The sequence below is a fragment of the Micromonospora sp. DT178 genome, assembly GCF_049841695.1.
Lineage (GTDB): Bacteria > Actinomycetota > Actinomycetes > Mycobacteriales > Micromonosporaceae > Micromonospora.
This window is the reverse complement of sequence record NZ_JBNCKV010000031.1, coordinates 1-20,749: the sequence shown is the minus strand read 5'-3', so window position 1 is coordinate 20,749 and position 20,749 is coordinate 1. Positions and strand designations below refer to the sequence as shown.

20 protein-coding genes are annotated in these 20,749 nt (G+C 73.9%); 12 read left to right on the top strand and 8 right to left on the bottom strand.

What is annotated here, in order from left to right; translation table 11 throughout:
* Nucleotides 1–51: 51 nt before the first annotated feature.
* The 3 genes from ACLQ22_RS31435 to ACLQ22_RS31425 are packed head-to-tail and all read left to right on the top strand — an operon-like array spanning nt 52 to nt 1,836.
* Complete coding sequence (locus ACLQ22_RS31435; protein WP_425695506.1) at nt 52–684, top strand: hypothetical protein; 633 nt, start codon at nt 52–54, stop codon at nt 682–684.
* Nucleotides 681–1,175: a thiol-disulfide oxidoreductase DCC family protein gene (locus ACLQ22_RS31430; protein ID WP_425695505.1), complete on the top strand. Its 495-nt coding sequence runs from the start codon at nt 681–683 to the stop codon at nt 1,173–1,175. The genes ACLQ22_RS31435 and ACLQ22_RS31430 overlap by 4 nt, the downstream gene beginning before the upstream one ends.
* On the top strand, nt 1,138–1,836 hold the full coding sequence (locus tag ACLQ22_RS31425; protein ID WP_121396225.1) for a TetR family transcriptional regulator: 699 nt from the start codon (nt 1,138–1,140) through the stop codon (nt 1,834–1,836). The genes ACLQ22_RS31430 and ACLQ22_RS31425 overlap by 38 nt, the downstream gene beginning before the upstream one ends.
* Nucleotides 1,837–2,032: 196 nt before the next feature.
* Here ACLQ22_RS31425 and ACLQ22_RS31420 read toward each other — a convergent pair whose 3' ends face one another.
* Nucleotides 2,033–2,695, bottom strand: a complete 663-nt coding sequence (locus ACLQ22_RS31420) for a GNAT family N-acetyltransferase (RefSeq protein ID WP_425695504.1) — start codon at nt 2,693–2,695, stop codon at nt 2,033–2,035.
* Nucleotides 2,696–3,029: 334 nt separating this feature from the next.
* Between ACLQ22_RS31420 and ACLQ22_RS31415 the strand changes: the two genes are divergently transcribed.
* Together ACLQ22_RS31415 and ACLQ22_RS31410 are read left to right on the top strand one after the other, a co-directional pair.
* Nucleotides 3,030–3,221, top strand: a complete 192-nt coding sequence (locus tag ACLQ22_RS31415; protein ID WP_425695503.1) for a DNA repair protein — start codon at nt 3,030–3,032, stop codon at nt 3,219–3,221.
* A 121-nt stretch (nt 3,222–3,342) separates the two neighbouring features.
* Nucleotides 3,343–3,861, top strand: a complete 519-nt coding sequence (locus tag ACLQ22_RS31410; protein ID WP_132240844.1) for a hypothetical protein — start codon at nt 3,343–3,345, stop codon at nt 3,859–3,861.
* Between the two features lie 6 nt (nt 3,862–3,867).
* Here ACLQ22_RS31410 and ACLQ22_RS31405 read toward each other — a convergent pair whose 3' ends face one another.
* Complete coding sequence (locus tag ACLQ22_RS31405) at nt 3,868–4,593, bottom strand: Clp protease N-terminal domain-containing protein (protein WP_425695502.1); 726 nt, start codon at nt 4,591–4,593, stop codon at nt 3,868–3,870.
* 205 nt (nt 4,594–4,798) lie between these two features.
* Between ACLQ22_RS31405 and ACLQ22_RS31400 the strand changes: the two genes are divergently transcribed.
* On the top strand, nt 4,799–5,767 hold the full coding sequence (locus ACLQ22_RS31400) for a peptidoglycan DD-metalloendopeptidase family protein (RefSeq protein ID WP_425695501.1): 969 nt from the start codon (nt 4,799–4,801) through the stop codon (nt 5,765–5,767).
* 9 nt (nt 5,768–5,776) lie between these two features.
* Here the strand turns inward: ACLQ22_RS31400 and ACLQ22_RS31395 are convergent, their stop codons facing one another.
* The 6 genes from ACLQ22_RS31395 to ACLQ22_RS31370 form a co-directional block, all read right to left on the bottom strand.
* Entirely contained in the window at nt 5,777–6,382 is a 606-nt protein-coding gene (locus ACLQ22_RS31395; RefSeq protein ID WP_101411373.1) for a response regulator transcription factor, read from the bottom strand.
* Nucleotides 6,379–7,569: a sensor histidine kinase gene (locus ACLQ22_RS31390; RefSeq protein WP_425695500.1), complete on the bottom strand. Its 1,191-nt coding sequence runs from the start codon at nt 7,567–7,569 to the stop codon at nt 6,379–6,381. The genes ACLQ22_RS31395 and ACLQ22_RS31390 overlap by 4 nt, the downstream gene beginning before the upstream one ends.
* Entirely contained in the window at nt 7,566–8,390 is an 825-nt protein-coding gene (locus ACLQ22_RS31385) for an ABC transporter permease (protein ID WP_425695499.1), read from the bottom strand. The genes ACLQ22_RS31390 and ACLQ22_RS31385 overlap by 4 nt, the downstream gene beginning before the upstream one ends.
* A gap of 8 nt (nt 8,391–8,398) precedes the next feature.
* Nucleotides 8,399–9,331 carry an ABC transporter ATP-binding protein gene (locus ACLQ22_RS31380; protein ID WP_425695498.1) on the bottom strand — a complete coding sequence of 311 codons (933 nt, stop codon included), beginning with the start codon at nt 9,329–9,331 and terminating at the stop codon, nt 8,399–8,401.
* 126 nt (nt 9,332–9,457) lie between these two features.
* A complete protein-coding gene (locus ACLQ22_RS31375) occupies nt 9,458–10,930 on the bottom strand; it encodes an amidase (RefSeq protein WP_425695497.1) in 1,473 nt (490 codons plus the stop codon).
* Nucleotide 10,931: 1 nt separating this feature from the next.
* Complete coding sequence (locus tag ACLQ22_RS31370; protein WP_425695496.1) at nt 10,932–11,162, bottom strand: hypothetical protein; 231 nt, start codon at nt 11,160–11,162, stop codon at nt 10,932–10,934.
* A 228-nt stretch (nt 11,163–11,390) separates the two neighbouring features.
* On the opposite strand from ACLQ22_RS31370, the gene ACLQ22_RS31365 reads away from it, so the two are divergent.
* The 6 genes from ACLQ22_RS31365 (at nt 11,391) to ACLQ22_RS31340 (ending at nt 19,834) form a co-directional block, all read left to right on the top strand.
* Nucleotides 11,391–12,335, top strand: coding sequence for an ABC transporter ATP-binding protein (locus ACLQ22_RS31365; protein WP_425695495.1), 945 nt, complete (start codon nt 11,391–11,393; stop codon nt 12,333–12,335).
* On the top strand, nt 12,335–13,084 hold the full coding sequence (locus ACLQ22_RS31360) for an ABC transporter permease (RefSeq protein ID WP_425695494.1): 750 nt from the start codon (nt 12,335–12,337) through the stop codon (nt 13,082–13,084). Before ACLQ22_RS31365 ends, ACLQ22_RS31360 begins: the two co-directional genes overlap by 1 nt.
* A gap of 78 nt (nt 13,085–13,162) precedes the next feature.
* A complete protein-coding gene (locus ACLQ22_RS31355; protein ID WP_425695493.1) occupies nt 13,163–13,984 on the top strand; it encodes a hypothetical protein in 822 nt (273 codons plus the stop codon).
* Nucleotides 13,985–13,988: 4 nt separating this feature from the next.
* Nucleotides 13,989–15,779: a non-ribosomal peptide synthetase gene (locus ACLQ22_RS31350; protein WP_425695492.1), complete on the top strand. Its 1,791-nt coding sequence runs from the start codon at nt 13,989–13,991 to the stop codon at nt 15,777–15,779.
* A 2-nt stretch (nt 15,780–15,781) separates the two neighbouring features.
* Nucleotides 15,782–18,787 carry a condensation domain-containing protein gene (locus ACLQ22_RS31345; protein WP_425695491.1) on the top strand — a complete coding sequence of 1,002 codons (3,006 nt, stop codon included), beginning with the start codon at nt 15,782–15,784 and terminating at the stop codon, nt 18,785–18,787.
* 51 nt (nt 18,788–18,838) lie between these two features.
* Nucleotides 18,839–19,834 (top strand): TauD/TfdA family dioxygenase, encoded by a 996-nt coding sequence (locus ACLQ22_RS31340; RefSeq protein ID WP_425695490.1) that lies wholly within the window; start codon nt 18,839–18,841, stop codon nt 19,832–19,834.
* The last annotated feature ends 915 nt before the right edge of the window (nt 19,835–20,749 follow it).

Below are 20,749 nucleotides of genomic sequence, written 5' to 3'. Positions count from 1 at the left end.
CGCCTACGCTGAGGCGACAAGATTTGAACACGTTCAAGAGAGGCGTCGGCGATGGACACGAAGGTCTGGATGTACCTGGTCTACCTGGCGATCAGCATCGGGCTGACCGTCTGGGTGGCCCGGGCGCTGTCGCGCAACGGGCTGGTCTTCCTGGAGGAGGTCTTCGCCGACGAACGGCTGGCCAGGGCCGTGAACAGCCTGCTCGTCGTCGGCTTCTACCTGCTCAACCTCGGCTACGTCACGGTGGCGATGAAGCACCCCGACCCGGTCGGGTCCACCGCCCAGGCCATGGAGGAGCTCTCCCTCAAGATCGGCCTGGTGCTGCTGGTGCTCGGCGCGCTGCACTTCTTCAACGTCTTCGCGCTCGGCCGGTACCGCCGTGGCCGGCTGCGCCAGTTCGCCACCCACCCGCCGCTCGCGCCGGTCGGCCGGCTGCCGATGCCGCCCGCGCCGCGCGGCGCGCACCCCGCCGGCCCGCACCCGGCCGGCGCGCACCCCGCCGGCCCGCACCCGGCCGGCGCGCACCCCGCCGGCCCGCACCCCACCGGGCCGCACTCCGCCGGGCCGCACCCCGCCGGCCCGCACCCCACCGGGCCGCACCCGGCCGGCCCGCACCCCACCGGTCAGCGCCCCGCCGGTCCGGGGGCGGAGACGGGGCCGGCCGGCAGCCCGCCGGTCCGATGACCACCCGGCCCACCGGCGGGTCGGGCGGATTCCCGGACGCCACCGCGCACGGGGGCGGTGGCGTCCGGGGCTTCACGGTCCTCTACGACGCGCACTGCCCACTCTGCCGGTCCGCCCGGCGCTGGCTGGCGTCCCGCGCCCAGCTCGTACCCCTGGAGTTCGTGCCGGCCGGCTCGGCCGAGGCCCGGCGGCGCTTCCCCGGCCTGGACCACGACGCCACGCTGCGCGACCTCACCGTGGTCGCGGACACCGGCGAGGTGTACGCGGGCGACGGCGCCTGGTTCGCCTGCCTCTGGGCCCTGGTCGACCACCGGGGCACCGCCGAGCGGCTGGCCCGGCCGCACCTGCTCCCCCTCGCCCGGCGGGTGGTCGCCGCCGCCGCCTCGGTCCGCGAACGCGTTCGCGACCCGTGGGCGGAGCCGGGCGACCACCTGGCGGGATACGGTGACCCCGATGACCGAGCAGACTGCGCCGACGACCGCTGCGGGTGAGCCGGCGACCGCGCGCGGCGAGCAGACCCGGCAGCTCATCCTGGACACCGCCATGCGGCTGTTCCGCGAGCGCGGGTACGCCCGGACCACCATGCGCGCCATCGCCCAGGAGGCCGGGGTGGCGGTGGGCAACGCCTACTACTACTTCGGTTCCAAGGAACACCTGATCCAGGAGTTCTACGCCCGCGCCCAGACGGAGCACCGGGCGGCGGCCGGCCCGGTGCTCGCCCGGGAACCCGACCTCGCCGCCCGGCTGGCCGGGGTGATGCACGCCGGGATCGACGTGCTCACCCCGTCGCACGCCTTCGCCGCCAGCTTCTTCAAGACGGCGGCGGAGCCGACCTCCCCGCTGAGCCCCTTCTCGGCGGAGTCGTCCGGCCCGCGCGAGGCGGCGATCGGCCTCTTCGCCGAGGCGCTCGACGGCTCCACCGCCCGGGTCGACCCGGAGTTGCGCCCGCACCTGCCGGAGCTGCTCTGGTTGGCGTACATGGGGGTGGTGCTCTACTGGGTCTACGACCGCTCGCCCGGCCAGGCCCGCACCCGGCAGCTGATCGACGGCGCGGTGCCGTTGGTCGACCGGCTGGTGGGGCTGTCCCGGTTGCGCGTGCTGCGCCCGGTGACCCGGCAGGTGCTCGACCTCATTCGTACGCTGCGTCACTGACCCGCACGACGCCATCCTCCGGATAGTCGCAGGTCAAGTCCGCTATTCGACACCCGGATCGCACCCATGGCGCCTTGTCTTCACCACCACCGTTACGTAGCGTGATTGGTGCGCACGTCACCTGCGGACCTGGGGGAGACTGCGGACCGTGGATCCGGCCCGGGATCCACGGTCCGCGCCCGCCGCCCGCTCGCGCTCAGGGCGGGTAGACGCCGAACGAGCGCCAGCCCCGGTCGGGGAAGCCGGCGGCGGTCGCCACCCGGGCGGAGGCGGTGTTGGCGGGGTCGTGCAGGTACGTCGGGACGGCCCCCTCGGCGAGCACCCGACGCGCCGCCTGGGCGACCAGCCGCCGGGCCAGTCCCCGCCCCCGGGCCGTCGGCACGGTGCCGACGGCCAGTTCGTGGCCGTACGCGTCGTGCCGCTTGATCCCGACCCCGGCCAGGTAGTGCCCCCGGACGTCGCGCACCACCAGCACCGGGCGGTCGAACACGCGGAGCCAGGACGGCAGCCCGGCGGCGCTCGGGGGTGTCCACTCCCCCACGTCCGGCAGTGGGGCCGGCGCCACGCTCCACCGGAACACGCTGTCGTGCACCGCCCAGCCGGCTCCCGCCACCACGGCGGGCAGTTGCGGAAGCGGCGGCCCGCCCGGCCGCCGTGCCCATTCGCGCACCGCCGCGACCCGGTCGGGGGGCACCGAGAGCACGGTGCTCGCGCCGGCGGTCACCGCGACGGCCGGCCGGAGCCGGCCGTCCCAGGCCGGTCGGGCCCGTCGGTGCGAGCCGACCACGTGCAGCCCGGGACCCGCCGGCCACTGGCCGAGCCAGCTCGCCAGGTGCAGGTGCAGCCGCCGGTCGGACATCGCCGGTCACCTCCCCGCGGCCGTCGGTGGTCACCCGGCGGCCGGACCGCCGACGCCCGGCCCGCCTCGCCGACGATCACCGTACGCGGGCGCGGCGGCCCCGCGTGACGGAACCCGTCGGGGGCGGGCGACCGGGCGTCCCGCGACCCGACGGGCCGGCCCCGGGGGACGCGCGCCGGCGCGAGGATTGGGTGCCGCGGCGAGCGGGTAGACGTACCGGAACGCCGATGGCCACGAATTCGTGGGACGGCGGCAGATCACGGGAACCGGACGCATCGATCGGTCGTCATATTCACTTTCATACATGGACAACTTTGTTTGGGACGGTATGGTCATGCCGAATCAGCCGAACGACCGGTACCACCAGGACCCCGAGCGACTCTGGCGGGCCACCGAGGCCGGCGGGCGGTTCCCGGCCCAGTCGGCGTACCGGGGCCGCCGCGCCGGGACCGAGGCGCTCCCGTGGAGCGAGGTGAACAAGCAGCCCGCCGGCGCCTCCTCGCGCGGCGGCCTGAACACCCGCTGACCGCTGCGCGCGGCGGGGGGCTCCGCGACACACCCGGACGGTCCACCGGCGGCTTTCGCACACCTGTCGGGTAATTTCTTCTGGTCCGGCATCCCGGCCTACGACAGGAGAAGCTCCGCGCATGGGCAAGAAGACGATCCACGTCTCCGACTTCAGCGGCACGGTCATCCAGCCCGACGACGAGGTGGTCCGCGTCGTCGTCCTGGAGCACCCTGACCTGGTCGCGGGGCCCGTGCGGTTGGACGCCACCCCGGTCGAGGTGGAGGGCATCGACGACGCCGCGCTGGACGTCGCGGTGGTCGAGATCCACGACCGGCACGGCGACGGTGAGCCGCGCCGGGTGGTGCTCACCGCGAGCGAGTTCGACGCGATGGCGACCGACGTGCCGATGGCGCAGCTGCTGAAGACCGCCGAGCGGGTCCGCCCGCCGAAGGCCCGCAAGGGTGCGGAGCGGGTCGACTACGGCACCATCGAGCACGCCGGCCGGCCGCACCGGGGCCGGGTCACCGAGGAGGAGGCCCGGTTGGTCCGCGAGCGGCTCGACGAGGTCAACAAGCGGCTCGCCGACGCCGGGATCCGCCAGGTCGACCCGACGGATCCCGAGCACGCCGCCCGCTACGGCTTCCCGGCCGCGCCCTGAGGCCGGTCATTCCCGCATCTGCACGGCCCGCAGGGCCGCCGCCACCCACTCCTCGGTCGCGGTCTTGCCCACGCCGAGCCCGCTGAGGACCCCGGCGCCGTTCTCGTGCTCCAGCAGCGCGAGCAGGATGTGCTCGGTGCCGATGTAGTTGTGCCCCAGCCGCAGGGCCTCCCGGAAGGTCAGCTCCAGCGCCTTCTTGCCCTGGGCGTCGTACGGGATCAGGTCGGGCACCTCGGCGGTCGAGGGCGGCAGCGCGGCCGTCGCGGCCTCGCGTACGCGCTCCAGCGGCACCCCCTGGGCGACGATCGCCTTCGCGGCCAGGGCCTCCGGCTCGTTGAGCAGCCCCAGCACCAGGTGCTCGGGGCGGATCTCGGCGTGCCCGGTGGCCCTGGCCTCGTTCTGCGAGGCCATGACCACGTTGCGCGCGCGGGGGGTGAACCGGGAGAAGCCCTGCTGCGGGTCGGGCGGCGTCTCGTCGGCCTTCGGCACGAAGCGCTTCTGCGCCGCCTGCTTGCTGACGCCCATGCTGCGGCCGATCTCGGTCCAGGACGCGCCGGAGCGGCGCGCCTGGTCGACGAAGTGGCCGATCAGGTGGTCGGCGACCTCCCCGAGGTGGTCGGCCGCGATGACCGCGTCGGTGAGCTGGTCGAGCGCGTCGGTGTGCGCCTTCTTGATCGCCTGGATCAGGTCGTCCAGACGTACCGGGTTGTTCATCTGCACTGGTTCCGTCATGCGTCAACCATAAGTTGACGGCATTCGACCGTCAACCCCAAGTTGACGATACGGTCCACAGCACCTCCGGCTCGCCGACCCCGGGCGGATGACGGTGCGTGACGGGTCGTAGGAAAGTTTCACCATTGCCCCGGCCGATATAGAAGATTTACGATCCGGTCTCCATCGTCCAACCGCCCCCTACGGGACGAACATCGGAGGCAACATGTGTGACGCACCGGAGACAGCCGGCCTGAGCCACGTACCGGCCCGGCGCCGCACCCTTCTCACGGCGCTCGGCGTCGGCGTGGGGATCGGGGTCGTCGGCCTGCCCAGCCCCGCGCAGGCCGCCGTCGGCGCCTGGAGCAACCCGACGCGTGGCACGCTGACCTCCGGCTACAAGACCCCCAGCCGGCCGACGCACACGGGCTGGGACGTGGCCAACAGCCAGGGCACGCCGGTCTACGCCACCGCCGCCGGGACCGTCCGGGACATCAAGACCAACTCGTACCCCGGCGACACGGCGAGTGGCCCACTGGCCGGCCGCACCGGCAACAGCGTCCACATCAACCACGCCGACGGCTACTTCTCCTACTACGGCCACCTGCACCGGGTGCTGGTCAGCGACGGCCAGCAGATCAGCTGCGGCCAGCTGGTCGGCCTGATGGGCACCACCGGCAACTCGACCGGCCCGCACCTGCACTTCGAGATCCACAATCCCCGGCTGACCTCGCTCGACCCCCGGGTCTTCCTGGCCAACCGCGGCATCACCCTCGGCTCGACGGCTCCCGTCGGCAGCACCGGCTACCCGAGCGTCGGCCAGGGCGCGTCGGGGTGGGTGCCCCGGGTGATCCAGTACCTGGTGCGGGCGCGCGGCATCTCCGTCGTGGTGGACGGCAACTACGGGGCCGTCACCGCCGGCGCGGTGCGCAGCTTCCAGAGCAGCCGGGGCCTCTACGCCGACGGCCTGGTCGGCCCGATCACCTGGACCGCGCTCGTGCTGCCCCTGCGCGAGGGCAACTCCGGCGACCTGGTGCGCGGCCTGCAGACCGCGCTCAACGCCCGGGGGGCGAGCCTGCTGGTGGACGGCGGCTTCGGGTCGGTCACCACCACCGCGGTCCGCGGCTTCCAGAGCCGCAACGGCCTCGTCGCCGACGGCCTCGTCGGCCCGGTGACCTGGAGCGTGCTCATCTGACGGGCACCGTCAGAGCCAGCCGTTGTCCCGGGCGGTGCGGAACGCCTCCGCCCGGTTGGCCACCCCGAGCTTGCTGACCGCCGCGGAGAGGTGGTTGCGGACCGTGCCCGCCGACAGGTGGGTACGGCGGGCCACCTCCGCCACCGGCGTGTCGTACTCGGCCAGCCGGAGCACGTCCAGCTCGCGCGGCGTGAGCGGGCACTCGGGCGCGGTGAGCGCGTCGGCGGCCAGCGCCGGGTCGACGTACCGGCCGCCGGCGTGCACCCGGCGGATGACGTCGGCGAGCGTCCCGCCCGGCGCGCCCTTGGGCAGGAACCCCTTGGCACCGGCCGCCAGCGCGCGTTGCAGGTGCGGCGGCCGGCCGTGCCCGGTCAGGATCACCACCTTGCAGGCGGGCAGGACGCGCGCCAGCTCGGCGGTCACCTCCAGCCCGTCCAGGGCCGGCATCTGCAGGTCCACCACGGCGACGTCCGGCCGGTGGGCGAGCGCGGCGGTCACGGCGGCCCGCCCGTCCGGCGCCTCGGTCACCACCTCCAGATCGGACTCCAGGCCGAGCAGGGCGGCCAGCGCCGCCCGGATCAGGTCCTCGTCGTCGGCGAGCAGCACCCTGATCACGGGCGGGTCCGTACCGTCACGTCGAGGCGGAACACCCCGTCGTCGATCCGGTGGCGCAGGGTCCCCCCTGCCTCGGCCAGCCGCTCGGCCAGCCCGCGCAGCCCGAAGCTGTGCCGGTCCGGCGACGCCCCCTCGGCGCCGTCGTTCGTCATGGTCATCCGTACCTCGTCCTCGTCCTGGCTGATCTCGATGGTGCACCAGGTGGCCCGGCTGTGCCGCAACACGTTGGTGCTGGCCTCCCGCAGCACCGCGACGAGCTGCCGGGCGATCTCCGACGGTACGTCGTCCGGCGGCAGCGCGACCGCGCAGCGGATGCCGGAGGAACGCAGCACCTGCTCCACCGCGGCGATCTGGTCCCCGAGGTCCACCGCACGGTACCCGTGCACCACCTCGCGCAGCTCGACCAGCGCCGACGCGGCCAGCCGCTGCACCTCGGCGGCCTCCCGGCTGGCCCGCCCGGCGTCCGTGGCCGCCAGCCGGGACGCCAGCTCGGCCTTCAGCGCGATGACCGAGAGGCTGTGCCCCAGCAGGTCGTGCACGTCGCGGGCGAACCGCAGCCGCTCCTCGGTGGCGGCGAGCCGGCCCTGGGCGGCCCGCCCCCGCTGCGCCTGGACGAGCAGCCCCCACAGCCAGAGCTGCAGGGCGTTCCACGCGGCCATGGAGAGGCCGGCGACCAGCACGATGGTGACCTGGCCGCGGACCGGGGCCCCGTTCCAGGCCGCCACCCCGGCGGCCGTCGCCAGGGACAGCAGCACCGCCGGAACGGCGACCCACCACTGCCGCAGCAGGGACACCGAGCCGATCACCGACGCGCCCAGGAACCCCCAGGTCGCCCACTCCGGCCCGCCCACGGGCCCGACCAGCGGTACGGAGAGCACGGCGGCGCAGACGAACCCGGCGAGCAGGCGGCGCCGCGTCGACTCGGCCAGCCACGGGGTGATCGCCCCGTACAGCGCTCCGCTCTGCGCGGCGACGAACAGGACGACGCCCACCGCCCCGGCCACCGCCCAGCGGGGATCCTCCTCCCGCGACAGTCCGACGGCGGCCAGCAGCAACGTGCCCAGGACGCCGCTGCCGACGGTGCTCAACGTGACGGCACGGGCGCGGCGCAGGCCGACGTCACGCTCGACCTGCGCCCGCTCCATGCTCACGCTCCCGATGCCAGGTGGCGCGATGACCTCGATCATCCGTGCCGGGGCTCCCATCGGAAGTACCGGGCGGCCATGAACAGCGACACCGCCAGCCAGACCAGCAGCACCCCGAAGGAGGGCAGCGTCTCGACCAGCGTCCCGGCGAAGCTCAGGGCCTGGCCCTCGTCGGTGCGGGCGAGCCAGCCGACGCGCATGATCTCGGTGAACGGCCCCATGGGCAGGAACCAGAGGATCCGTTCCAGCGACTCCGGCAGCGCGCCGAGCGGCAGCAGCGCACCCGGCGTGGCCAGGAAGATCACCAGGGTCGGCAGGGTGGTCAGCATGGCCGCCTCGGAGCTGCGGGTGATCGCGGAGAGCGCCGCCGAGAAGGCCGCCATGATCGCGGACCCGATCAGCAGCGCCAGCGCCATGACCAGCGGGTTCTTCGGCATCGGCAGGCCCAGCACCAGGAGGGCGTAGCCGACCAGCACGACGAACTGGGCGAGGAAGATCGCCACGGTGCTGCTGGCCGTGCCGAGCAGGATGGTGCGGTCCGAGGCGAGCCCCGCCCGCAGCCGCTTGAGCACCAGCTCCTGGCGGCGCGACGCGTACACGGTGGTCAGGTGGTGGTGCACCAGGAAGACCATGATCAGGGTGGTGATGCTGACGACCCGGCGGACGCCGGGCACCGCCTCGCCCCCGTACTCGCTGACGAGCAGGATGGCGATCATCAGCGGGGTCACCACGGACATGGCCGTGGCCGTCCAGTTGCGACGCAGCGCCAGCAGTTCCATCTTGAGCATCGCGGCCATCTGCCAGATCGGCCGGGTCGCCCGGTCGCGCGGGGTGGCGGTGGTGGTGGGGCTCGGCGTCGTCATCGTCCCGCTCATCGGGCGGCCTCCGGTTCCGCGTGCTGGTCGGTCAGGTCGTGGTCGGCGGCGATGTCCAGGAAGACATCCTCCAGGGTGGCCGGTCGGGCCGACAGGGACGCCAGCCGGATGTCGGCCGCGTTGGCCCATTCGAGCAGCCGGGTGAGGTCGCTCTGGAGCTGGCGGGACTCGTACGTGACCCGGTCGCCGTCGACCATGCGGGCGGCGTGCGGCAGGTCGGGAAGGGCGTCCGTCGCCGGCAGCCGGAAGCTGATCCGGGCGGGCAGGGTGCGCACGACGTCCTCCGGGGCGCCCGTGGCGACGATGCTCCCGCCCCGCATGATGGCCACCCGGTCGGCGAGGACCTCCGCCTCCTCCAGGTAGTGCGTGGTGAGCAGGACGGTGGTCCCACCCTTCTGGAGCTCGCGGACGACGTCCCAGGTGCGGCGCCGGGAGGCCGGGTCCATGCCGGTGGTGGGCTCGTCGAGGAAGAGCACCTCCGGGCGGCCGAGCACGGCCAGCGCCAGCTCCAGCCGCCGGCCCTCGCCGCCGGAGAGCTGCTCGACCGCCACGTTCATCCGGTCGCCGAGGTCGACCAGGTCCAGCACCTCCGCGGTGGTCTGCGGCCGGACGGTGAGGGAGCGCCAGATCTCCACCGTCTCCCGGACGGTCAGCGCACCGGTGAAACCGCCGTGCTGGAGCATCACCCCCGTCCGGGGACGCAGCGCGGCCCGGTCGCGCACCGGATCCAGCCCGAGCACCCGGACCCGGCCGGAGGTGGCCGGTTGCAGTCCCTCCAGGACCTCGATGGTGGTGGTCTTGCCGGCACCGTTGGTGCCCAGTAGGGCGAACAGCTCGCCCCGGCGGATCCGCAGCGAGATCCCGCGCACCGCCTCGAACTCCCCGTAGCTGCGGCGCAGCCCGTCCACTTCGATCACGACGTCATCCATGCTTCACAGGCTGCCGTCGACCGGCGACAGAACCAACCCCCGCCGCGTCACGTTCCGACCGTGTCGTACGCATGCCTCACCCGTGCGTCCCCCACGTGTGCGACGCCCGCGCGGTCGCAGTCGCGCTCACCCGCCGGTGGCGACGAACGGCGGCACGTCCACCGGGAGTTCCGGCAACACCCCGGCGAGGGCCTGCACCTTCGACCACGTCATGGTCACCTGGTCGAGGTCCCCCTCGCCCAGCGGGACGCCGAGCTCGCCGAACGCCTCGGCCAACCGCTGCCGCCGGACGGGGTCGACGCCGTCGGTGGGCGCCTCCGGGGCGCAGACTCCCGCGAGGTCCGTCACGACCTCCAGCTTCGGCTCGCGCTCGTGCCAGCCCGTGCGCCGCTGGTAGACGTCGGCGACGGCGGCCAGGTCGAAGTCGCGGCCGGGGGCGGCCGCCAGCTGCAGCGACAGCGGCAGCCCGTCGCCGTCGGCCCCCATCGGCAGCGCCAGCGCGGGGAAGCCGACCGCGCTCCAGATGCTGGGCAGGAAGGAGATCGTCTGGAGGCTGGCCTGGTCGTCGTAGCGGGGGGCGGCGGACGGCCAGGCGGGCGTGGCGATGACGTCGACGTCGCGCAACCGCGCCCGTAGGGCCTCGGCACCCCACCCGCGTACCCGCTGGGCCCGCAGGTACGTCTCCGCCGGGAGCACGCCACCGAGCGCGACGTTCCACCGGAACGGCCGGCCGTAGTCGTTCCAGCGCGCCCGGAACTGCGCCCCGTGCACCTCGAACGCCTCCACCAGCATCGTCACGAGCTGCGCGGCGAAGAGCGGGAACGCCTCGTCGAAGGGCACGTCGACGACCTCCGCCCCGGCGGCCCGCAGCTCGTCGAGCGCGGCGTCGAAGGCGGCGGCGGTGTCGTCGGTCAGCCCGGCGGCGTACCGCACGAGGTCGCCCGGGACGCCGACGCGGACGCCCGCGAGGTCGGCGAGCGCCGGCCGGGAGAGCTCCGCGGGCCGGTCCGCCATCACGGCGAGCAGCCGCGCGCACTCCCGGGCCGTGCGGGCCAGCGGACCCGCCGTCTCGACCGACCGCGCCAGCGGGCGGACGCCCGCCGCCGGCAGGAGACCCTGCGTCGGCTTCAGCCCGGTCACGCCGCACAGCGCGGCCGGGATCCGGATGCTGCCGTTGCTGTCGGTGCCGACACCCGCGTCGAAGAACCCGGCGGGGATGCCGTTGGCGCTGCCGCAGCTCGACCCGCCGGTCCATCGGTGGGGGTCCCACGGGTTGCGCGGCACCGGGAAGGACGCGTCCGGGTCCGGCCGGGACAGCGCGTGCTCCGCCATCGTGGTCTTGCCCACGATCACGGCGCCCGCCGCGCGCAGCCGGGCCACCACTGTCGCGTCGCGGTCGGCCCACCAGCCCGCGTCGTGCACGACGCTCTGGCAGGTGCTCGGCGCACCGGCGACGGCGACGACGTCCTTGACGCCGATCAGCGTGCCGCGCAGCGGCCCGTCCGTACCGGGGTCGTCGATCGGGAAGCGGTGCAGGAAGGTGCCGAGCATCGGTCCGAGCCGGTCGGCCCGCTCGGCCGCGGCGGCGAGGCGGTCCATGTCAGCCCACCCCCGGGTGATCGGGCCGGCCGGTCGCGACGGTCCGCGGGGCGGCGGAAACGACGGACCGATTACCGGCCAATTCCCGTTCGGTGCCCGTCACGGTTTCCCGGAAAAAGTCGCTGTGTGGAAAAGCGAACAGCTCAGTCGTGGCGTCGTCACGACCGATGACATCCGTTCTCGCGTCGACGGTCGACGAATGACCGTCACCGTTCCGCTTCTGACGTGTCACGAACACCTCCCCGCACGGGCCACGAATGCGCAGCCCAGGACCACGACAGGTCCGACGATGGCGGGTACCGCCATCGCGGGGTAACCCCTACGGTCACCCCTCACCACCCCGGAATAAGACACCTCGGACGCCAATTCTCGCGGCGGCGGCCCCGGAATTCCTGGCTCCCGCTCCGTAGCGCTGCTAAATACTATTCGCATACCCGCACCGATCTAAATGGGGAAATCAATGAGCAACGCAATCGGGAACCTCGTGGCCACACCCACGCTCGGTGCGGTGGACCCACAGGCGATCGACGTGGCGGACGTGCACAAGAGCTACGGCGACGTGCGGGCCGTCAACGGCATCAACCTGCGGATCGCTCCCGGCGAGGTGGTCGCGCTGCTCGGGCCCAACGGCGCGGGGAAGTCGACGCTCGTCGACATGATCCTGGGGCTCACCCGCCCCGACCGGGGCGAGATCCGGGTCTTCGGGCACACCCCACGGGAGGCCATCACGCGGGGCGTCATCGGTGCGACGCTCCAGGATGGCGCGCTGCTCGACGACGTGTCGGTCCGCGAGCTGCTCACGATGGTGTCGTCGCTGCACGCCGCCCCGCTGCCGATCGCCGAGGTGCTGCGCCGCACCGACCTCACCGACATCGCCGACCGCCGCAGCCGGCTCTCCGGCGGTCAGCGCCAGCGGCTGCGGCTGGCGCTCACCCTCGTGTCCGACCCGCGGCTGCTGGTGCTGGACGAGCCGACGGTGGCGATGGACGTCGAGTCCCGCCACGTGTTCTGGGCCGCGATGCGGGAGTTCACCGACTCCGGACGCACCGTGGTGTTCGCCTCCCACTACATGGAGGAGGCGGAGGAGTTCGCCGATCGGGTGGTGCTCGTCCAGTCCGGGGTGGTCATCGCCGACGGCACCGTCGCCGATATCCGCAGCGTGGTGGCGGGGCGCTCGCTGTCGGCCACCGTTCCGGACGCGACGGTCGAGCAGCTGCGCCTGCTGCCCGGCGTGATGACCGTCGAGGCCCGTGGCCAGCGCGTCGAACTCGTCAGTTCCGACTCCGACGCCACCGCCCGGGAGCTGTTCGCGCGCTTCCCCCGCGCGTACGACGTCGAGATCGGCGCCCTCGGCCTGGAACAGGCGTTCCTGGCCCTCACCGCGACGAAGGGCGGGGCCGCCTGATGAGCGCCGGTTTCCTCAAGCTCGAAGTGAAGCGGGTGATCCGGGCCCGCAAGTTCTGGATCGTCGCGTTCCTGTTCCCGACGCTGCTCTACCTGATGCAGGCCAACCTGTTCGACATGATGCAGGCCAACCTGACCGGCGGAGGCGCCGCCATCAACTTCAGCGAGCACCTGCTGGGCAGTCTCGCCGCCTTCGGCGCGCTCTTCGTCGCGCTGAACGTCGGCACCAGGGTGGCCATCGAGCGGTCCACGGGCTGGCAGCGCCAGCTGCGCATCACCCCCCTGTCGCCGACCTCCTACCTGGCGGCGAAGCTGGCCGCGGCGATGGTGGTGGCGCTGCCGGCGATCACGGCGGTCGCGCTCACCGGCGCGCTGTTGCAGGGCGTCCGGCTGCCGGTGGGCGGCTGGCTCCAACTGGTGCTCGGGGTATGGCTCGGCACGCTGCCGTTCGCGCTGCTGGGCGTCTTCATCGGCCAGGTCGCCACGGCCGAGAGCGTGCAGGTGCTCACCTCCGTCTCGCACATGCTGCTCGGCGTGCTCGGCGGCGCGCTGGTCCCGTCGGTCGCGTTCCCCGACTGGATGCAGACCGTGTCCGCGATCATGCCGAGCCACTGGCTGGCCGAGGTCGGCCACAGCCCGTTCGAGGACAGCGCCCGGCTCGGGCTCGCGGCCCTGGTGCTCGCGGGCTGGACCGTCGTGCTCGGCGGCGCCGTGACCCTGCGGTACCTGAAGGACAGCGCCCGCGTCTGAGCGCCCGCGACCGGGAGCGCACGGGCCCGCACCCCCTTAACGACGAACGTACGCACCGCTACGACGAGGGATCCCATCGTGAAGAAGAACTCCTGGCAGATACTGCGCAAGGGCGGGCAGGGCGGCCTCACGCTCACCGTCGACTTCACCAGCACCGGCCGCACCCAGGCGTGCTTCCGCGACCTGGTCCCCCTGTTGAGCGCGCCCGGCGAGATCTGGGAGACCGTGGCACCCGCCTCCGGCGCCGAGGACACCATGTCCGGCGCCGACTACGTCGAGCGGTGGGCGAAGGGCGTACGTCGGCGGGAACGCACCGTCGACACCGTGATCGGCTACTGCGTGGGTGCGGTGTTCGCCGCCCCCCTCGCGGCCCGGCTGGCCGAGTCGCAGGACGAGGCGCCCCGGCTGGTCCTGCTGGACCCGGAGCTGCCGAACATCGTCGGGCTGTACCGGGACTTCCACGCCGCCGCGGACGCGCTGCGGACCATCCTCACCCCGGAGGAGATCGCCGCGTTCCACGCCGACGGCCAGGCGGTGCAGGAGAAGTACGGGCTCGAGGACCTCACCCTCATCGGTCCCGCGCTCGCCGGCATCTTCCGTGACGCGATCGACGTGGCGGGGCGCCGGCTCGGCCTGGACGACGACGTCCGGGGCGAACTGGGCGGCAGCTTCGCGTCCTTCGTGGGCTACCTGCGGGCGGCGACGGAGATCGACCCCGCCCCGCAGTGGGCGACGGCGACGGCGATCACCTCCGCGCACTCGACCCAGCGCGGGCAGGGCTTCGGGCGCACCATCCCGCTCGACGTCGACCACGACCAGATGCTGCGCCACCCCGACGTCGCCGCGACGGTCTCCGGCCTGATGACCGGCACGGACGCCGGTCTGCGGATCGCGGGGTAGCGCGGTGGCACCGGGCCCGGCGGGCGGTGAGCCCGCGCTCTTCACCGACCTGTTCGCGCAGCAGGTGCGACGCACCCCGGACGCCACGGCCGTCGTGTGGGGCGAGAACCGCAGGACATACGCCGAGCTGGACGCCGAGGCGAACCGGCTCGCGCACCGGCTGGTGTCGCTCGGCGCGGGCCCGGACCGGCTCGTCGCGATCGGGATCCGCTCCGCGCACCTGGTGGTGGCCGCGCTGGCCACCCTCAAGGCCGGGGCGGCCTACCTGCCGCTGGACCTGAGCTACCCACCGCAGCGGCTGGAGCACATGCTCACCGACGCGCGGCCCATGCTGCTGCTGACCACCGGCGACGACCAGCACGCGGTGCCGGCCTACGACGTGCCGCGGGTCCTGCTCGACGAACCGGACGCGTACGCGGGCCAGCCGGACACCGACGTCACCGACGCCGACCGGCTCGCCCCGCTGCGGCCCGCCAACGTCGCGTACGTCATCTACACCTCCGGCTCCACCGGCAGCCCGAAGGGTGTGATGATCGAGCACCGCCAGCTCGGCACGTACCTGCGCCACGTCGTGGCGTCCTACCCGGGCGTACGCGGCCGGGCGCTGCTGCACTCCTCGTTCGCCTTCGACCTGACGGTCACCGCGTTCTACGCGCCGCTGATGACGGGCGGCTGCGTGCACGTCGGCGCCCTGGAGGAGATGGGCACGCCCGCCGCGGGACCGTCCGGGCAGCAGCGGCCCACGTTCGTCAAGGTGACGCCGTCGCACATCCCGCTGCTCACCGCGCTGCCCGCCGAGGCGTCCCCGACCGGGGAGCTGATGGCCGGTGGCGAGCTGCTGCTCGGCGAGACCGTCGACGCGTGGCGCCGCCGGCACCCCGGCGCGCGGGTGATCAACGAGTACGGCCCGACGGAGACGACCGTCGGGTGCAGCACCGTGGTGATCGAGCCCGACCAGCCGGTGCCGCCGGGGCCGCTGCCCATCGGCCAGCCCATGCCCGACGTGCGCTACCACGTGCTGGACGACGAGCTGCGCCCGGTGCCGATCGGCGAGATCGGCGAGCTGCACATCGCGGGCGGCCAGTTGGCCCGGGGCTACCTGGGCCGGCCGGCACTGACCGCCGAGCGCTTCCTGCCCGACCCGTACGGCCCGCCCGGCTCGCGCATGTACCGCTCGGGCGACCGGGTCCGGCCCACCGAGGACGGCGAGTACGAGTTCTGCGGGCGGGTCGACAACCAGGCGAAGATCCGCGGCTACCGCATCGAGCTCGGCGAGATCGAGGCGGCGCTGCTGCGCCGCCCGGAGGTGCGCCACGCGGCGGCGGTGATCCGCACCGACGCCCCGGAGGTCAAGCAGCTCGTCGCGTACGTCGTGCCCGGGGCGGACGCGAAGGTCGACCCCCAGCAGGTGCGCAAGGACCTCGCCGAGACCCTGCCGGACTACATGGTGCCGAGCGCCGTGGTGAGCCTCGCGGCGCTGCCGCTGACCGTCAACGGCAAGCTCGACACGGCGGCCCTGCCGGCGCCGGAGGTCGCGGCGACGCCGGGCGGGCGGGCGCCCGCCGACGAGTTGCAGGCGCTGCTGTGCGAGCTCTTCGCCACCTACACGGCCGTCTCCTCGATCGGCGTCGACGACGACTTCTTCGTCCGGGGCGGCACCAGCCTCGGCGCCGCCCAACTCGTCAACGAGGCACGCAGACGCGGGCTCACGCTGTCGCTGCGCGACGTGCTGGAAAACCGGACCGTGGCGCGACTCGCCGAGGTCTGCGCCGACACCGACCGAGGGGACGAGTGAGCATGACCATCGCAGCCAGCAGGAAGGAAGCAGCCATGTGGCTGCTCGAGCGGCTGGTGCCGGACACCGGGGTCAACAACGTGGCGGTCGCCTTCGAGGTGGCCGGCCGGATCGACCGCGGGCTGCTCACGGCGGCGCTGCGGGCGGTCCTGGCCCGCCACGAGGTGTTGCGCACGGTGTTCCGCTCCGACGACGCCACGCTCACCCGGGAGGTGCTCGGTCCGGACGAGGTCGACGTGCCCGTGGTGGAGATCGGGGCGGGCGACGACGGGAGGGACGCCGACCTGACCGCGTTCGCCGCCGAGCCCTTCGCCATCGACGGCCGCCCCCTGCTGCGGGCGGGGATCCGCGCGGGCGCGGACGCCGACGTGTGCTGCGTCGTCGTGCACCACCTGAACTTCGACGCCATGTCGACCACGATCCTGCTCCGCGAGCTGCTCGCCGGCTACGAGGCGCTCGCGGCGGGACGCCGGCCGGACGACGCCCCGGTGGCCGCGCTCGTGGAGCGCGCGCCGGACGAGCGCAGCGTCGCGTACTGGCGCAAGAACCTCGACGGGCTGCGGGCCGCCGAGGCGGGCCTGTGGTGCGCCCGGCCGCCCGTCGGGGCGCCGTCCCTGCGCGCCCGGACCATCCACCACGAACTCTCCGCGCCGGCCCGCGCCGTGGTGCGCCGCTTCCAGCGCGAACTGCGCGCCTCCGAGGCCGTCGTGCTGCTCGCGGCGTACTCGGTGCTGCTCGCCCAGCACGGCGCGGGCTCCGACGTGGTCATCGGCACCCCGGTGAACGTCCGCGACCAGCGCAGCATGAGCGCCATCGGCTACCACGCGAACCTGGTGCCGCTGCGGGTCCGGGTCGACCCGGACGCCGACTTCCGCGCCGTCGTGAAGCAGACGCGCAGCACCTTCCTCGAGGCGATCAGCCACGCCGACGTACCGCTGGAGCACGTGTCCCCCGCCGTGCTCGGCGACGCGCCGTCGTCGTGGCGCAGCTCGTTCTTCCGGCACCTGTTCAACTACGTGCCCGGCACCGTCGACGCCTCCGCCACGCTGACCGGGATGCCGGTGCGCCACGTCATGGTGGAGAACGGCTACAGCCGCTTCGACCTGGAGTTCTTCATCATGCCGGGCGAGGAGGCGACCACCGTGCGCGCGGCGTTCTGCGTCGACGCCTTCGACGCGGCCGACGTCGGGCTGCTGCTGGAACGGTACGACGCGCTGCTCGTGCAGCTGGGCGACGACCTGGACCGGCCGGTGGCGCAGCTGTCCCGCCGGGGCGCGGGCGACCTCGCCCTGCCGGCGTCGCCGCCGGAGTCGGCCACCACGGCGTCGGTGCTGGACGCCGTGCACGCGACGGTCGCCGCGAACCCGGACCTCGTCGCGGTGCAGGACGGCACGGACGCCGTGTCGTACGGCCGGCTGTGGTCGGCGGCGATCGCCACCCGGGACCTGGTCGCGGCCTCGGACGGGAGCACGGTCGCCGTGCTGGCGCCGCGCGGCGCGGAGCTGGCCGCCGCGTGGCTCGGCGTGTGGCTGGCGGGCAAGCGCTGCGTCCTGCTCGACCCGACCCAGCCGATCCCCGACCTCGCCGCGCGGCTGGCCGACTCGGGTGCCGACCCGGTGCTGGCCGCCGAGGGCCTCCCCGTGCCCGGCGCGGTGCGCATCCCCGCCGTTCCCGGCGCCACCGACGCGGTCCGCACCGACGCGCCGTCCGGTCCCGGCCTCGACGCGGTGGCCTACCTGGAGTACCACCTCGACGCGCCCGCCCCGCTCGCGGTGACGGTCACCCACCGGGCCCTGGCCCGCGCCGTCGCGCGGCTCGCCGACCGGGTCGCCGCCACCGGGCCGGCCGTCACCGCCTGGCTGGGCAGCGCCGCCACCGACGCGGCGCTGACAGAGCTGCTGGTCGCCCTGACCACCGGCGGCCGGGTCGTCGTCGCCCCCGACGCGGCCCGCGCCGACGGCCACGCGCTCGGCGAGCTGGTGGAGCGGCACGGGGTGACCGTGGTGCAGGCGCCGCCGGCGGTGTGGCGCCAGGTGGTCGAGCACGCGGGTGCCCGGCTCGCGGGCCGCGCCGTCCTGGTGACACACGAACCGCTCCCCCGACCGCTCGCCGCGCAGTTGCACGCCACCGGATGCACGCCGCACCACGGCTACACCACGCACGGCGTCGCCGGGTACGCCGCGTTCGACGGCGGACGGGACTCCACGGGTGTCCTCCCGACCGCCCGCGTCTTCGTCACCGAGCCCGGCACCGGGCACGAGCTGGGCATCGGCGTACGCGGGGAGCTGTGCGTCGCGGGCGACACGCTGGCCGCCGGCTACCACGGCCGGCCGGAGCTGACCGCCGCCCGGTTCGGCGAGCACCCCACGTACGGGCGGTTCCACCGCACCGGCGACCTCGCGCGCCTGCTGCCGGACGGCCGGATCGACGTCGTCGGCCCCCTGGCGGCCCAGGTACGCGTCGCCGGCCAGCGGATCCACCTCCGCGACATCGAGTCCGTCCTCGCCGCCCACCCGGACGTGGAGGCGGTCGCCGCCGTCGGGTCCACCGGTGACGCGCAGGACGGCCCGGTCGTCGCGTTCGTCGAGTCCCGCAAGCCCGACGTGGCGGAGCGGCTGCGCGAGCACGCCCGCGCCGCCCTGCCGCTCACCCCCGACCTGGTCGTGCTGAACCAGCTGCCGGTCACCGTGGCGGGCACCGTGGACCGCGCGGCCCTCGTCGCGCTCGCCGCGGCGAGGGCGTCGGCCGAGGCCGACCCGCCGGACGAGACGACCGTCGCCCTGGTGGGGATCTGGACCGAGATGCTCGACCGGCCGGGCCTGCACGCGGACTCGAACTTCTTCGCCAGCGGTGGCCACTCGCTGCTGGGCGCCCAGCTCGTGCAGCGGGTGCGGACCGAACTGTCGATGCCGGTACAGCTCGCCGACCTGTTCGCCAACCCGACGCCACGGCAGCTCGCGGAGCACCTGCAGGACGCGTTCTGGGACGACGACGAGGACGACGACTGACCGTTCGCTCAACCCCCACACCGTCTCGAACCTCAGCAGAGGAGGCTCGGCGTGACCGTCGACGTCCAGCCCACACGCAGTACCGACCGTTCGATCGTCCTGACCCGCGAGGAGAACATCGAGGTCGACACGATCGCCCGCTACCTGGCGGGCCGACCGCCGCGCCTGGTGGACTCGGCCGCCTGGCTCGAAACGGCCCGCGAACTCTCCAGCAACCTGCCCGTACGCCTGCGCCAGATGGTGCGGCGCTTCGCCTGGGATCCCGGGCCCGACGCCGTGCTGCTGGTGCGGAACCTGCCCGTGGACGCCGCCGAGCTGCCCGACACACCCACAGTGGCCGGCTCGGCGCAGCGGGAGTCCACCGTGCCCGCCGCCGCGCAGGTGCTGCTGGGGCTGCAACTCGGGGAGCTCATCGCCTTCAAGGAGGAGAAGGCCGGCGCGCTGGTACAGGACGTCGTGCCGGTGCCGGGCATGGAGAAGTTCCAGGGCAACGCGGGCTCGGTGACGCTGTCCATGCACGTGGAGAACGCCTTCCACGTCTACCGCCCGGACTACGTCGGGCTGCACTGCCTGCGCAACGACCACGACAACGTGGCCGGGTTGCAGGTGACGTCGATCCGCAACGCCCTGCCGCTGCTGTCCGAGCAGGTCCGCAAGGTGCTGCACGAGCCACGGTTCGTCACCGAACCGCCGGCGTCGTTCGGCGACCTGCGCAGCGCGCCGGAACCGCACGGCATCCTCAGCGGCAGCTTCGAGGACCCGGACGTCCAGGTCGACTTCGAGAGCTCGTTCCCCCTCGACCCCGAGGCGGCGCAGGCGCTGTCGATGCTCGGCGACGCGCTGCGCACCGTCCGCCGGACGTTCATCCTGGAACCCGGTGACCTCGCGTTCGTCGACAACCGGCTGGCCCTGCACGGCCGGACCGAGTTCACGCCCCGCTACGACGGCCGCGACCGGTGGCTCCAGCGGATCTTCGTGCACCGCGACTTCCGGCGCTCCCGGGCCCTGCGCCCGCACGACGGGAACGTGCTCAACAGCGGCAACTGACGGCCCGCCCGGAAGGTCGACGCCGGGTCCGTACGCACGGACCGGCTCGTCGACGACGGACCGTGGGACGCGGTGGTGATCGGCGCCGGAACGCGGCAGCCGCACCACCGCGTCCGTGTCCCGCCCCGCGGACGCCGCCCACCGGCGACGACACCCGCCCGCGCAGTCCCCGTCCGGCGCCGCGCAGGCCCCCGGCGCGTCACGCAGCCCCCGCCGCCACGCAGCCGCCGACCGCCCCCGCCGCGCCGCCGCCGACCGGCGCCGCGCGGCCCGGCCCGGGTTCCCCGACCGCGGTGTTCCGCCCCGCGGCGGGGCATGGCACCATTCGCACCTGACCGATCGGTGCGATTCCCCGCGGGGACGCCATTCGTCTCCGGCGCGAGGGTCGACCATTCCGCGGACCCCGGGCCGCCCGCCCCGCCACATTCGCCGGCCGGCGACTCGCGTCAATGCCTCGCGCGGACCGTGGAATCGTCGCGCACGCCGGGGCGCGGCCTTCCGTGGGACGCCGATCCCTCCCCGCCCGGCCCCGGTGACGGTGGCCAGGGGCAGCCGGAACGCGACGGCGGGAGACCCGGTCCCGGTCCACGCCGTTACCGATTCGCAGAATTGCGGGGCGCCGTTCCCACACCGTGCGTGCGCCGATCATCAGACCCGGGTGACGGTCTCATGCCCCACCACCACCCGACAATGCCTGACCAGCAACTCCACACTGCCAACCCAATGACACCCACCATGCACCCCCACCTCCTGCGGGGTGCCCTAGGGGTGCCTCGCCAATGACCGCCGATGGGAAACTCGGACCCCGCCGGAAACACACCACCCCGGCCACAACCCACCCCCGGAGCAAACCCATGCACTTCTCCGTACTCGGCAGCACCGAAGTCACCAACAACGGCCACCACCTCGAACTCG